Source organism: Candidatus Methylomirabilota bacterium, assembly GCA_027293415.1.
Lineage (GTDB): Bacteria > Methylomirabilota > Methylomirabilia > Methylomirabilales > CSP1-5 > CSP1-5.
This window is the reverse complement of record JAPUFX010000171.1, coordinates 1-13,044: the sequence shown is the minus strand read 5'-3', so window position 1 is coordinate 13,044 and position 13,044 is coordinate 1. Positions and strand designations below refer to the sequence as shown.

General features: G+C 59.0%; 12 protein-coding genes. 1 reads left to right on the top strand and 11 read right to left on the bottom strand.

Features of this window, described 5'->3' with window-relative positions; translation table 11 throughout:
• Positions 1-20: 20 nt before the first annotated feature.
• The 9 genes from O6929_11950 to recG form a co-directional block, all read right to left on the bottom strand.
• A complete protein-coding gene (locus tag O6929_11950; protein ID MCZ6481101.1) occupies positions 21-902 on the bottom strand; it encodes an ABC transporter permease in 882 nt (293 codons plus the stop codon).
• Complete coding sequence (locus O6929_11945; GenBank protein ID MCZ6481100.1) at positions 899-1,831, bottom strand: ABC transporter permease; 933 nt, start codon at positions 1,829-1,831, stop codon at positions 899-901. The genes O6929_11950 and O6929_11945 overlap by 4 nt, the downstream gene beginning before the upstream one ends.
• A 274-nt stretch (positions 1,832-2,105) precedes the next feature.
• Positions 2,106-2,528: an HIT family protein gene (locus O6929_11940; protein MCZ6481099.1), complete on the bottom strand. Its 423-nt coding sequence runs from the start codon at positions 2,526-2,528 to the stop codon at positions 2,106-2,108.
• Between the two features lie 58 nt (positions 2,529-2,586).
• A complete protein-coding gene (locus tag O6929_11935) occupies positions 2,587-3,633 on the bottom strand; it encodes a GntG family PLP-dependent aldolase (protein MCZ6481098.1) in 1,047 nt (348 codons plus the stop codon).
• 8 nt (positions 3,634-3,641) lie between these two features.
• Positions 3,642-5,378, bottom strand: a complete 1,737-nt coding sequence (locus O6929_11930) for an ABC transporter substrate-binding protein (protein MCZ6481097.1) — start codon at positions 5,376-5,378, stop codon at positions 3,642-3,644.
• Entirely contained in the window at positions 5,332-6,528 is a 1,197-nt protein-coding gene (locus O6929_11925) for a pyridoxal phosphate-dependent aminotransferase (GenBank protein ID MCZ6481096.1), read from the bottom strand. The genes O6929_11930 and O6929_11925 overlap by 47 nt, the downstream gene beginning before the upstream one ends.
• A gap of 10 nt (positions 6,529-6,538) precedes the next feature.
• Positions 6,539-7,042, bottom strand: coding sequence for a pantetheine-phosphate adenylyltransferase (gene coaD, locus O6929_11920; protein ID MCZ6481095.1), 504 nt, complete (start codon positions 7,040-7,042; stop codon positions 6,539-6,541).
• The gene (rsmD, locus tag O6929_11915) at positions 7,039-7,602 is read right to left on the bottom strand and encodes a 16S rRNA (guanine(966)-N(2))-methyltransferase RsmD (protein ID MCZ6481094.1); all 564 of its coding nucleotides are present in this window, start codon (positions 7,600-7,602) and stop codon (positions 7,039-7,041) included. The genes coaD and rsmD overlap by 4 nt, the downstream gene beginning before the upstream one ends.
• A 146-nt stretch (positions 7,603-7,748) precedes the next feature.
• Complete coding sequence (recG, locus tag O6929_11910; protein MCZ6481093.1) at positions 7,749-9,839, bottom strand: ATP-dependent DNA helicase RecG; 2,091 nt, start codon at positions 9,837-9,839, stop codon at positions 7,749-7,751.
• Positions 9,840-9,913: 74 nt separating this feature from the next.
• On the opposite strand from recG, the gene rpmB reads away from it, so the two are divergent.
• Entirely contained in the window at positions 9,914-10,105 is a 192-nt protein-coding gene (rpmB, locus tag O6929_11905) for a 50S ribosomal protein L28 (protein ID MCZ6481092.1), read from the top strand.
• A 536-nt stretch (positions 10,106-10,641) separates the two neighbouring features.
• Here rpmB and O6929_11900 read toward each other — a convergent pair.
• Together O6929_11900 and O6929_11895 are read right to left on the bottom strand one after the other, a co-directional pair.
• Positions 10,642-12,783 (bottom strand): bifunctional (p)ppGpp synthetase/guanosine-3',5'-bis(diphosphate) 3'-pyrophosphohydrolase, encoded by a 2,142-nt coding sequence (locus tag O6929_11900; GenBank protein MCZ6481091.1) that lies wholly within the window; start codon positions 12,781-12,783, stop codon positions 10,642-10,644.
• A 69-nt stretch (positions 12,784-12,852) separates the two neighbouring features.
• Positions 12,853-13,044, bottom strand: a 192-nt coding sequence (locus O6929_11895) for a Sua5/YciO/YrdC/YwlC family protein (GenBank protein ID MCZ6481090.1), incomplete at its 5' end; no start/stop codon positions are given.

The window sequence follows — 13,044 nt, the reverse complement described above, 5'->3', positions numbered from 1 at the left end:
CGTATCACGTTGGAACGGCACTAGGATCTCAGACGGGGGTCGAGGATATCACGCAGACCGTCTCCCAACACATGGAACCCAAGGACGGCACAGGTGATGGCCAGACCCGGGAAGATGCACAGCCACGGCTTAACCGTAAGATAGACTATCCCCTCGGCCAGCAGGGACCCCCAGCTCACCGTAGGGGGCTGGACCCCAAGCCCGAGGAAGCTGAGGCCCGCCTCCGAGAGGATATTGGAGGCGACGCCAAAGCTCATGGCCACGAGGATCACGGCCAGACAGTTTGGGAGGAGGTGTCGAAAGATGATCCGCCCCTTCCCTGCGCCCAACGCGGATATCGCAGTGATATATTCCGCTTCCCGAAGGCTCAACACCTGCCCCCGCACGATTCGGGCCACCGTGGTCCATCGGACCGCCGCGAGCACGACGATCACGCTGAGCAGGCCGGACCTTTCGAGGACGGCGGTCAACGCGATAGCCAGGACGAGTCCGGGAAAGGCCATTACCGCGTCGGTAATCCGCATTAAAACGCTATCGATCCTACCACCGAAGTATCCCGCAAACAAGCCGATTGCGACCCCGATGGGAGTCACCACGAGTTCCACGACCACTCCGACGAGCAGGGAAACCCGCGCCCCAGACAGAATCCGACTCAACAGGTCTCGCCCTAACAGGTCAGTCCCGAGCCAGTGGCCCGGTCGAGGGGAAAGAAGGCTCACCGCTGCGAGCCCCTCGGGGATCTGGTACGGATCGTAGGGCGACAAAAGTGGAGACAAAAGCGCTGCCACGCTGAAGAGGAGCAGGATGATGGAGCCGAGAGTAATCGCGGGATGGCGGCTCCACCTCCTGAGGAATCCCACCGTATACGGACGTGAAGCTCGGCGCTCGGACACTGGAGTCATCGCTTCAGTAATCTGACGCGCGGATCCACCAGGGCATATCCCAGATCGACGAGGAGGTTTGCCCCCAGGTAGATCAAGGCAAACAAAAGGGTCGCGCCCATCACGACCGGGAGATCGCGGTTGCCCACCGCAGCTACAAGCAGGCGGCCTAACCCTGGCCACCCAAAGACCGTCTCGGTGAGGGGTGCACCAACGAGGAGATCTCCGAGTCCGATACCGGCCAGGGTGAGGACGGGCAAGATGCCATTGCGAAGGCCGTGCTTCAGGATGACCACACCTTCCCTGAGACCCTTGGCGCGGGCCGTCCGGATGTACTCCTGGCGGAGGACCTCTAGGAGGGCGCTCCGAGTCATCCGGGCGATGTAGCCTGCTTGGAGTGCCCCAAGGGTGAGAGCCGGAAGGACAAGGTGCCTGAAGGCTCCGTCACCGTAGCCCGAGATGGGAAACCATCCAAGCCAGACAGCAAAGAGGAGGATCAGCATCATCCCCAGCCAGAAGACGGGGGTGGAGATGCCGAGGAGTGAGAGGATCATCATGCAAAGATCCCAAAGGGTGTTATGTCGCATTGCAGCAATTGTTCCTGCTGCTAGCCCGAGAACCATTGCTACCAGCATCGCTGCGACGGCCAGGCGGACAGTGGCCGGGAGCCGCTCGGCAACGACATCAGTCACGGGCCTGTCCTGACGGTAGGAGTAACCCAGATCTCCGGCCAGAACCTTCGTCATGTAGAGCGTATAGCGGTTCCATACGGGTTTATCCAGCCCGTATTCCGTCCGGATCCTGGCCACCACTTCAGGGTCCGCTCGTTGACCCATCATCGCCCGGACCGGATCCCCGAGGGCAATGTGCGTCAGGAGGAATGTGATAAGCGTCACCCCAAACAGGACTGGTATCGCTTGCCCGATCCGACCCGCCAGGTATCTACTCATGGCGTCTTCCTCCGAAAGTTACCATCCGCCTAACGGTACTCGCTTGCGATTCGTCCCTCTCACCCTCGTTGCATCATTTTCTCTTCCCTCTGTCTGGTCGATTGAGCAGGTCGCACCCTAATCTACTCCGCCGTTGATGCAGAAATCGCCTTGAACGCTCCAGATGCATGCAAGAGATGTTGAAGAACAACTTGAGAGAATAAATAACCCGTACTTACCGAAGGGATGGGGAACGGAAAAACCAAAATGTTGCCAGGGTACGGGAACGCAGGCTTCACGTCCGTTCCGTTGGTACCTGTGCCCGGATCTTCTCCGCCGTAACCCTGATACGCTCCGGATCCCCCTTGACAAGCTTCCAGTCAAAACCTTTCCCGTCTCCCTTCCACCGCGGAATCAGGTGAAGGTGAAAATGCGGAACGACCTGAGAGGCCGCTGCCCCATTGGCTTGGTACAGGTTGAGTCCCTCCGGGTGGAGGGCATGACGGATCGCCTCTGCCATCTTTTTGGCCGTGGCCGAAACCGCAGCAAGATCCGGAGGGGACATATCATAGATCGTTTCGGCATGAGCCTTGGAGATGATCAGCAGGTGCCCTTCATTCACTGGGTTGATATCCATAAATGCTAAGGTGAGGGCATCCTCGTAGACACGGGTCGACGGAATTTGTCCGTCCCGGATCTGGCAAAAAATACAGTCCATCCTCCTCCTCCTTCTGTTAATCCAGGATAGGCCGGACCAGATGCACCGGAGATGTCCCCTACGTCCCCATGGCCTTGTGAATCGTCTCTCGAGCCTGCAAGACATCCTCTTGGGAAACGTCCTTGTGGGTGAGGCAACGAATCGCATCGGCGGAAATTTGATGGACCAGGATCCGCTCCTCCCGGAGCCTTCGGGTGAGCATGGAGGCGTTGATCTTGGGGTGCCGGACGGCGAAGATGATAATGTTTGTCTCGACCCGTTTCAGGTCGATTTCAATCCCCTCAATCTTGGAGAGGCCCTCGGCAAGGAGGCGGGCGTTTTCGTGATCCTCACGGAGCCGGTCCACCATCGTCTCGAGGGCTACGATCCCAGCGGCCGCAATCACTCCTGCTTGGCGCATCCCACCTCCCAGGAGTTTCCGGAATCGCCTGGCCCGGTGAATGAATTCGCGGGTTCCGGCGACGAGAGAACCGATGGGGGCCGCGAGGCTTTTCGAGAGACAAAACATGATCGAATCTGCCCATCGAGCGAATTCCGCCGCCGGAAGCCCCGTAGCCGTCGCCGCGTTAAAAATACGCGCCCCATCCAGGTGAACACCAACCCCCGCGTGGTGGGCCAGTTCAAAGATATCCTCGAGTAGCGACAGAGGATAGATGGTCCCGCCCCCCCGGTTGGTAGGACTCTCCAGGCAGACGAGCGCGGTCCCGGGGGTGTGAAGGCTCTCTATACGTATTGCCTGCCGGACTTCCTCAGGGTCAAGGATGCCGTTCATCCCTCGGAGTGTTCTGGTGAGGATCCCCGCCAGGGATGCCGGTCCTCCCACCGAAAAGTTATAAATGTGGCAGGTTTCCTCAAGGATGACCTCCTGTCCCCGCCCGACATGGGTCATAAGGGCAACCTGATTCCCCATGGTCCCGGAAGGGACATAGAGCGCTGCCTCCTTTCCCAGCCGCTGGGCTGCCAACGCCTCCAGCCGGTTCACCGTCGGGTCTTCGCCATAAACATCATCTCCCACGACGGCGGTTCGCATGGCCTCGCGCATCGCCTCAGTGGGGGTGGTGACGGTGTCACTTCTCAAGTCCACGAACGACTCTCCCTGCCCCATCGCTCCTCCTACTTGTCCAGCCACACCGTCCGCATCCGAACCATACCGAGGGTGGGGGCGCTGTCCATCGCCGAGATTTGCTCCCGGAGACCCTTCACCCAGGGCTGAATTAAGACATCCGTACTGTAGTAATGGAGGAAGATCCATGGGGCGTCCGCGAGGATGATCTTTTCGGCCTCGTGGTAGAGGCGGGCTCGCTCAGCCGTGTCCAGGCTCTCATCAGCCCGGTCCAGCAGGGCATCCACGCGGGGATTGGCATACCGGGAAAGGTTGCCCTTGGATCCGACATTGCGGCTGTGAAAGAGCACCGTGAGAAAATTCTCTGGGTCGGGATAGTCCGCCAACCACCCGAGGCGGAACAACTGCGCCTCACCCCTGTCCACCAGGTTGAGGTAGGCGGGCCAGTCCAGTTCTCGCAGCGCGATCATCACCCCGATCCTCCGAAGCGTCCCCTGGACAAACTCGGCAATTGTCCGGTTCACCAGGCCGGTGTTGTAATAGAGGGTCACGGCCGGGAGCCCCCTCCCCCTCTCATATCCTGCCTCGGCTAGAAGGCGCCTCGCTTTTTCTTTGTCGTAGGGGTATCCGTGGAGCTCCGAATCATGCCCCAGTAACCCGGGTGGGAGGACGGACCGAGCTGGCAGCACCCTTCCCTCTAGGATCACCTGCGCAATAGCTGCCTTGTCTACGGCATAGTTGAAGGCCTGTCGCAGCTTTCGGTTTCCTCGAAAAGGCGACTTTTCGAGGTTAAACTGAATAGCATTGATCCCCATGGAGGAGTGGGCAGCGAGCATGCTGCTCAGTGATGGATCGTTCTGTATCACCCGGAAGAGACCCGTGGGGATATCCGTATGGTCGAGGTTTCCGGCCTTAAACTCCTGAAACCGAGTCATGGCGTCCGGGATCACCCGGAAGACGATCTGGTCGAGGTAGGGAGAACCTTGGAAGTAGTCCCGATTGGCTTCAACGACCACGCGATCGTCATGGCGCCACTCGCGGAAGCGGAACGGCCCGGTCCCGATCGGATGGCTCGAAAACTGTCGGCCCCACCGCTCTACAGCCTCGCGGGGCACCACGCTGGCCGCAGGATAAGCGAGCAAGGCGAGGAACGGGGCAAAGGGACGTTCCAGGGTCAGCTCAAGCGTGTGCGGGCCGAGGACCTGAATCCCCCGCACGCTGGTGGCCTCGCCGGCCATAAACTTGCCAGCTCCTAGGATTTTTTCGAGAATCCAGGTCCGTTCTGAGCGCGTCTTGGGATTGAGGAGATGCTCAAAGCTGAAGCGAAAGTCTTCGGCGGTGACCGTGCGGCCATTGTGAAACTTCACATCGGGATGGAGCTCGAAGGTGTAGGTCCGTCCGTCCTTCGAAATGACCCATCGCCTGGCAATCGCCGGGCGGATCTTCAGCGCGTGATCAAAGGCGACGAGCCCGTCAAAGAGTTCCGAGGCTACCGCATGGGAGACGGTATCGGTGATATGAACGGGATCGAGGGAGGGCGGATCTGAGGGGCCGAGTGTGTAGTGATAAGCTCCTCCCCGGCGGGGCGGGTTTCCTGCTCCTATCAGGATGGTTGCCAAGAGGGGTAAACCGACAAACACGAAGCATCGCTTCATCGTCGCGCGATACTCCTGGGCACGGGCGGCACCCACCTCACGGTTGATCGCGCAGCCGGTCTCTTGCCTCTCGTCACCGGATCCATCAACCGAGCTGGCCGAGGGCCCTGGCCAGCCGCTCGAGCCCTTCACCGATCAGCTCCATGTTCATGCAATACGAGAGACGGATATGCTTGTCGCTGCCAAAGTCCATACCCGGCACGACCGTGACGCGGCCCTCTCGAAGGAGATAGGCCGTGAGGTCGGCCGAGCCGCTAATTTTTCGACCCCGTGCAATTTTCTTCCCGTAAAAAGCAGAGACGTTTGGAAAAGCGTAGAAGGTTCCCTGTGGTGGGATACAGGTCACACCCGGAATGCTCTGGATCTGCTCCAACAGGTATCGCCGGCGCCTATCGAATTCGCGACGCATCGCCTCGACCGGCTCCTGGGGACCTAACAGGGCGGCCACGGCGGTCTTCTGGCTCACGGAGGTTGGGGCCGAAGTCGAATGGCTCTGGAGATCGATCATGGCCCTGAGCACCTCCTTCGGACCGGCGACATAGCCCAGTCGCCACCCCGTCATGGCGTAGGACTTGGAGGTCGATCCCGCCACAAAGGTTCGCGCCTTGGTTTCGTCCCCCAAAGACGCGATGCTCACATGCTTTACTCCATCATAGGTAAGCGTCTCATAGGCCTCATCAGACACCAGATAGAAATCCCTTTCCACGGCCAGTTCCGCGATAGCCATGAGCTCCTCGGTATCGATCACCGCACCTGTGGGATTGCACGGGCTATTAAGGATCACGGCCTTGGTCCGACTGGTCAAGACCCGCTCAATGTCCCTCCGCTTGAGGCGAAAGCCCTCTTCCTCGTGAGTGGAGGCAAAGACGGGCGTGGCATCTGCCAGACGGATCTGTTCGGGATAACTCACCCAGTAGGGAGCAGGAATGATGACCTCATCCCGTTTATCAAAGAGGACCATGGCCAAATTAAAAAGCCCTTGTGTGGACCCGGCACATGTGATGACCTCATCTCGGGTGTACTCCAACCCGTTATCCCGTTTGAGCTTGACTACCACCGCATCCCGGAGCTCTTCGATCCCTGCGGAGGCAGTATACCGGGTGAATCCCTCTTGGATGGCTCGTATACCGGCCTCCCGCACGTGTCCCGGCGTATCGAAGTCAGGCTCGCTCCCCGCGAAACTGATAATATCGATCCCCTCCGCCTGCATCTGCTTTGCCATGGTGGTGATGGCAAGGGTCGACGAGGGGCTGATGCTCCGGGCCCGTCGTGACAGTGGCATGGATACCTCCTTACTTTTTGCCGGGCTTGCGTTGGCGATACCGGTCCCTCAGCATGCGCTCCACCATTGGGGAAACCAGGCCCTTCACCGTTCCCCCGAGGAGAGATACTTCTTTCACCAGTCGCGAGCTCAAATACGTGTATGACTCGTGCGGCATGAGGAAGACTGTCTCTATCCCGTCGGCCAGACGCCGGTTCATCAGGGCCATCTGAAACTCAAACTCGAAGTCGGAGATGGCCCTGAGACCACGGATTACGACTCTCGCCCCCTGTTCGCTCACATAGTCGACGAGGAGACCATCAAAAGCATCCACCCGCACCCCCTTCATCTCTCTGGTCGCATCCCGGATGATCTGCATGCGCTCCTCTACAGGAAAGAGAGGGGATTTTTCGGCGGTGGCGACGATTGCAACAATCATCCGAGGAAATATCTGAGACGCCCGTTCCAGGATGTCCAGGTGACCATTGGTAAAGGGATCAAAGGTGCCGGGGTAGACTGCCAGGGAGCTCTTCACTGCTCATCCTCCGCTCTTTTTCCGTAAAAGCTCAAGACCGTCTGTCCGTGCGCCTTCTCCCGGATCTGCGAAAGCATCCCAATGCGCTGCGGGAGCGGCTCTTTGGCAAAGTGCTCGACGATGACAATTCCGCTAGGTTGGAGCATGTCGCCGGATGCCAGTGCGTCCAGCGTGCGCATGGCGAGATCGGTCCCGTAAGGCGGATCGAGAAAGACGATTTCAAATCTCTCCCCTTGACGGACTAGCCGTGGAAGAAGGCGGAGCACATCGCCAGCTACCACCCGGTGCTTCTGCAATCCGGTCATTTCGACGTTCTCTCGAAGAACCCGCAGGCACGCCGGATCCTGCTCGAGGAAAACTACCTCGGCAGCGCCACGGCTTAGCGCTTCAATCCCCACGGCCCCCGATCCGGCGTACAGGTCTAAAAAGTGGACCCGGTGGACCGAGCACCCGAGGATATCAAAAAGAGCTTCTCGAAGATATTCGGAAGTTGGACGGACTTCTTTTCTCCTTGGAACTCTGAGCCGTCGTCCTTTCGCGACTCCTGCAATCACCCGCATCGGAATCCAGCTGCCGGAATGCTAGTATGCTGAGACGCCTGGACGCTCAAAGGCTGAATGCGGCAAGGACCGGATCTTCGTATCCTTTCCTCAGAGCCTATACGCTCTTTAGCCTCCTAGCGTACGAGCCTCCCAGCATATGTTTGTCAGCCGACACTCGCCAGACCCAGGGTTCCCTCCCACCGATGCCGGACGGTATCACGAAGCAGGGGATAGGCACTCAAGTCAGGACTGTCCTCCACCAGCATGAAGGCTTCCCGCCAAGCGACCTCGAGCAGCTTGGCGTCGCGGAGCAGGTGGGCCACTTTCAGATCAGGCAGTCCTGCTTGCCTCGTGCCAAAGAGGTCTCCCGGGCCTCTGATCTCTAAATCCCGTTCAGCAATCTGAAATCCATCGGTACACTCTACCATGGCCTGGAGTCTGGCCTTCCCCTCGTCCGTGAGATGGTGGCTGTGGATCAGGATGCAGTGTGCTTGAGTTTGGTTTCGCCCCACCCGTCCACGAATCTGGTGGAGTTGCGTGAGTCCGAGGCGCTCTGCATGCTCCACCACCACCACAGTCGCACGTGGAACGTCCATCCCCACCTCCACCACCGTTGTGGCCACTAAAACCTGGATCTGTCCGCTGCGGAAGGCGTTCATGACCTCTCGCTTTTGCTCCGTCCGCATCCGCCCGTGAAGGCATCCGACGCTGCTGACCTGCAGGATTCCCTGCTGGAGCTCAGCGGCCAATCCCGTTGCCGCCTTGAGATCCCCGTCAACGGACTCTTCCACTAGGGGACAAATGATGTAGGCAGCTCCCCCTTTTCGCACTTCTTCCATGACAAACCGATATGCCTGGAGGCGCATCCCCTCGTGTAAGAGCTGGGTCTTGACCGGTTGCCGGCCCGGTGGCAGTTCGTCAATGGTGGAGAGATTCAAGTCGCCATACAGCGTGAGGGCCAAGGTCCGGGGGATAGGGGTCGCCGTCATCACCAAGGTGTGGGGGCAGCAACCTTTGGCGGTAAGTTCTGCCCGCTGCTTCACGCCGAAACGGTGCTGCTCATCCACGATGACCAAGCCCAGGCGATGAAAGGTGACTCCCTCCTGAAGGAGGGCGTGGGTTCCGACCGCCACCTGGACCTCCCCCGTCATGATGGCCTGCCGGCGTCTCTCCCGCTCCCTGCCAAGCGTTGCTCCACTGAGCAGACTCACCCGAACCCCCACGGGTTCTAAGAGGGCTTGCGCCTTGAGATAGTGCTGCTCCGCCAAGACCTCGGTTGGAACCATGATCGCTGCCTGGAAACCGCTTCCCACTGCATGAACCACGGCGAGGAATGCTACGGCGGTCTTCCCGGACCCCACATCCCCTTGCAACAGCCGGGTCATCGGCCTGGGCCGGGCCATGTCGGCCTTGATGTCCGCCAGGACCCGTTGCTGGGCAGCGGTCAGGGGAAAACCGAGGCGCGCCAGCACGGTCTGTTCCAATTCCAGCCGTCCTGTGATGACTTCTGCTACTTCCGCCTCCGCTGCCTGGCGCCGCATGGCCACTCCTAGGCCGAGAAGTAGCAGGTCGTCGAAGACAAGGCGTCTTTTCCCTGCTTCCGCCTCCTCCTTTGTCTCAGGAAAGTGGATCGCTCGGAGGGCATCGGGAAGAGCCATCAAAACGTGACGACGGGGAATCTCTTGAGGCAGGAAGTCCTGAACCGATTGGGTCCACGTTGCGATGAGGCCCTTCATGAATTTCCTGAGCCATCGGGGGTAAAGTCCTTCAGTTCTGGGATAGATCGGAATGAGGCGACCCGTGTGGACCTGTTCCCCAGCGTCCCACTCCTCGTAATCGGGGTTGACCATCTCGAGCCCAGGACCCCAGGTGACCTTTCCCGAAAAAATGAACTGCTTTCCCGGTGGAAATCGGTTCTTGAGGTAGGGTTGATGGAACCATTTTGCGACAAGACTTCCAGTCCTGTCTCCGACGATAACCGAAACGATCTTGACCCTCCGACGGGTGAGACTGATCCTCGCCCCTTTGACCTCGCCCACCACCGTCTCCTGAAATCCGGGTCGGATATCCCGGATCAGTCGAAGATGACTCCGATCCTCGTGGCGAAGAGGAAGGAGGTAGAGGGCATCCGTCACGGTCCGGACCCCGAGCCGGGCGAAGGCCTCTGCCCGTTTCGGCCCAACCCCCTTGAGGTATTGTACCGGTATGCTCAGGTTTGGGGTGAGGGGCGGTGAAGAAACTCCTTGCCTACTCATCAGGCCTTCAGTAGTATCATGCGTGGCCTGAGGAGAGTATTGCCAAACATCGGAAGGAGGCCCGAATGGCCCAGATCAAGCGTCGGTGCGAGATTTGCGCGAAGGGGCCAAAGGTAGCCAATCGGATCAGCCACGCCCATAACGTGACCAAACGGAGGCAGTTCCCCAACATTCATCGCGTGCACGTCCTCATCAACCATGCCCCACGCTATATCCATGTCTGCACCCGTTGTCTCCGCTCCGGGAAAGTGCAAAAAGCCAGTTAGTCCTTGTCTGCTCGTTTAATAAAGGTATCACTCCTGGGGAAAGCGCCGTCGTTGCGTTGGATAGCATCGCGGATTCACGCTATTAGCCATGGTTCGAGCCGCTCATTGCCCCACTGTCATTGGCGCCGCACTACTTGATAAGCTGCTCACCACAATGCACGCAATGCTTGTTCCTATTACGCCGCCTCTCCGCATGCTCTGCTTCGCTGCATTTCTTGAGGATAATGTTCTCGTTTACCACTTTGCCACACATCGGGCAGTAACGGACGGGGGCGTCGTAGCGCCTGTGATTCAGGTTTGGACATGATTCCCTTTGCATCCTGATCTTATCTCCTCAGTCCAGGGTTGCGAAGTCTCGAGCATACCAGCCCGGCGTTCGGAGAAACGCGTAGCAGTTCCCGATTCGGAAGACATTTGCAGACGGAACGGATATCCTTCGGTGTGGTACCGGCAACTGGTTTATGAAATCATGCAACTTCCAAGGTTTACCGTCCCGCGGGACGGCGCGCCGACTTTGGACTTCGTACGTCGGACCTTCAGTGCTTGCGGATCCGCTCCACTCCCATCACGCCTCGGACGCGCCGGATCGCCTGCATGGCAACCTGAAGCTGCTTCAGATCGACCACCTCCAAGACAAAAGTGTTCATTCCTCGCTTATCCTCGGTGACCTTGACCTCTGCCTGCGCAATATTTGTGTTCGTAGAAGAGATGGCAGTACTGATCTCGGCCAAGAGCCCTGGCCGGTCTTCCCCGATGGTCACCAGGATCTTCACCTGGTGAGGCATCTTGACCCGGTCATCCCACTGTACGTCAATCTGTCGCTCACGATCAAACCGGAACGCAATGATATTGGGACAATCAGCAGAGTGGATGGTCACCCCGCGTCCCCGAGTGATGAAGCCGATGATTTCGTCACCCGGGAGAGGGTTACAGCACTTGGCAAAGTGGACCAGGATGTCATCAACCCCGTTGATCCGGATCCCCTCCGCCTCCGCCGGGATCACGGGTCCCCGTCCCTTGGTCTCCTTCTCCACGATTGCTTGGGCTTGCTCGGGAGGCAAGAGTTTCAGCACGGCCTGACGGGGAGAGATCTTGCCGTAGCCGATGGCCGCGTACAAATCCTCTTCATTCGCGACCCCGTATTGCTGCAACACCTGGGGAAACGTCTCGAGTTTCAGCCAGCCGCCCTTTCCCAGCTTTCGATGCTCTCGCTCCAAAAGCTCTCTTCCCAGCCCGATGGACCGGACGCGCTCCTCGTTCTTGATCCAGGTCTTGATGCGGCTCCGGGCCCGAGAGGACTTGACGATCTTGAGCCAGTCTCGACTCGGATGTTGCGTGGCCGCTGTAACGATTTCCACGATATCGCCATTGCGGAGTTCATAGCGGAGGGGGACGATCCGGCCGTTGACCCGGGCCCCCGCACAGTGTAGCCCAACGTCGGTATGGATGCTGAAGCCAAAGTCGATCGGCGTCGACCCCCGGGGCAGCGCCTTCACATCCCCCTTGGGAGTAAAGACATAGACCTCCTCTGGAAAGAGGTCAAAGCGTACCGTATCCAAAAACTCCCGGCTATCCTTGAGATCCTGGCCCCAATCGAGAAGCTGGCGCAACCAGAGGAAGTTTCGTTCCGTCTCATCCAGGGTAGCCTTGCCCTCCTTATAGGCCCAGTGGGCGGCAATCCCCTCCTCCGCCGTCCTGTGCATTTCATGGGTTCGGATCTGGATCTCCACGGGCTCCCCCTTGGGGCCGACCACGGTCGTGTGAAGCGACTGGTACATGTTGGACTTGGGGACGGCAATGAAGTCCTTGAACCGGCCCGGGATCGGCTTCCAGAGGCTGTGGACCACTCCTAACGCTCCGTAACAATCTTTGAGGCTGTCCGTCAGCAGTCGAACTGCCGTGAGGTCATAGATCTCGTCAAAGGTTTTTCCCTGCTCGTGCATCTTCCGGTATATCGAATAGAAGTGTTTGGGGCGACCCCGAATCTCGCACGGGATCTCGAGCTCGCCCAGTTTCTGCTGCAGGATGGCGATTACCTCGTTGATTTGGGCCTCACGCTCCCGTCGCTTCTGGACGATCTGGATGGTCAAGTCCCGGTAGGCCTCCGGTTCCAACTGTCGGAGACTCAGGTCCTCGAGCTCCTGCTTGATTTTGGCGATGCCCAGGCGATGGGCCAATGGGGCATAGATCTCCAGGGTTTCATTGGCGATGAGGCGGCGCTTGGCCTCGGGCAGCGGGTCCAGAGTTCGCATATTATGGAGGCGGTCCGCCAGCTTAATCATGATGACCCGAATATCCTTCGCCATCGCCAAAAGCATTTTCCGGAAACTTTCGGCCTGGCGATCCTCACGGGTAGAAAACGGGAGCTTGGAAAGTTTGGTCACCCCGTCCACCAGATCGGCGATCTCGTCTCCAAAGACCGTCCGGATCTCTTTTATGGTGGTCTGGGTATCCTCGATGGCATCGTGCAGGAACCCTGCGGCGATGGAGCGGACATCCATCTTGAGTTCCGTCAGGATCGCCGCGACCTCCATGGGGTGCGAGAGATAGGGATCGCCCGAGCGCCGCGCCTGCCCCTGATGAATGGACGCAGCGAACTCGTAAGCCCTGCGCAGGACGGCGACGTCCGCTTCAGGGTTATACGCTTTGATGGTCTCAACGATCCCTTCGATCCCCATCGTTTCCCTCGGTCCCTGTCTTTCTAAATCAATAAGTTACCACACTCCTCCGCCACCCCAAAGCCAATTTCAGGGCCCGAGTACGGCGTCTTTTCCTAGTAGCGCGGCGATCGCCCCGCGTTCTATCGCTCCCCTTCTGATAATGCGCAAGGGAAATTGTGTGCAGTCGAGTACCGTCGAGGGAATTGCGCTGCTTGTCTTCCCCCCGTCCACGAGCAGATCGAATTGGTTCCGAAGGCCCTTCTGGACATCCTGAGGCGT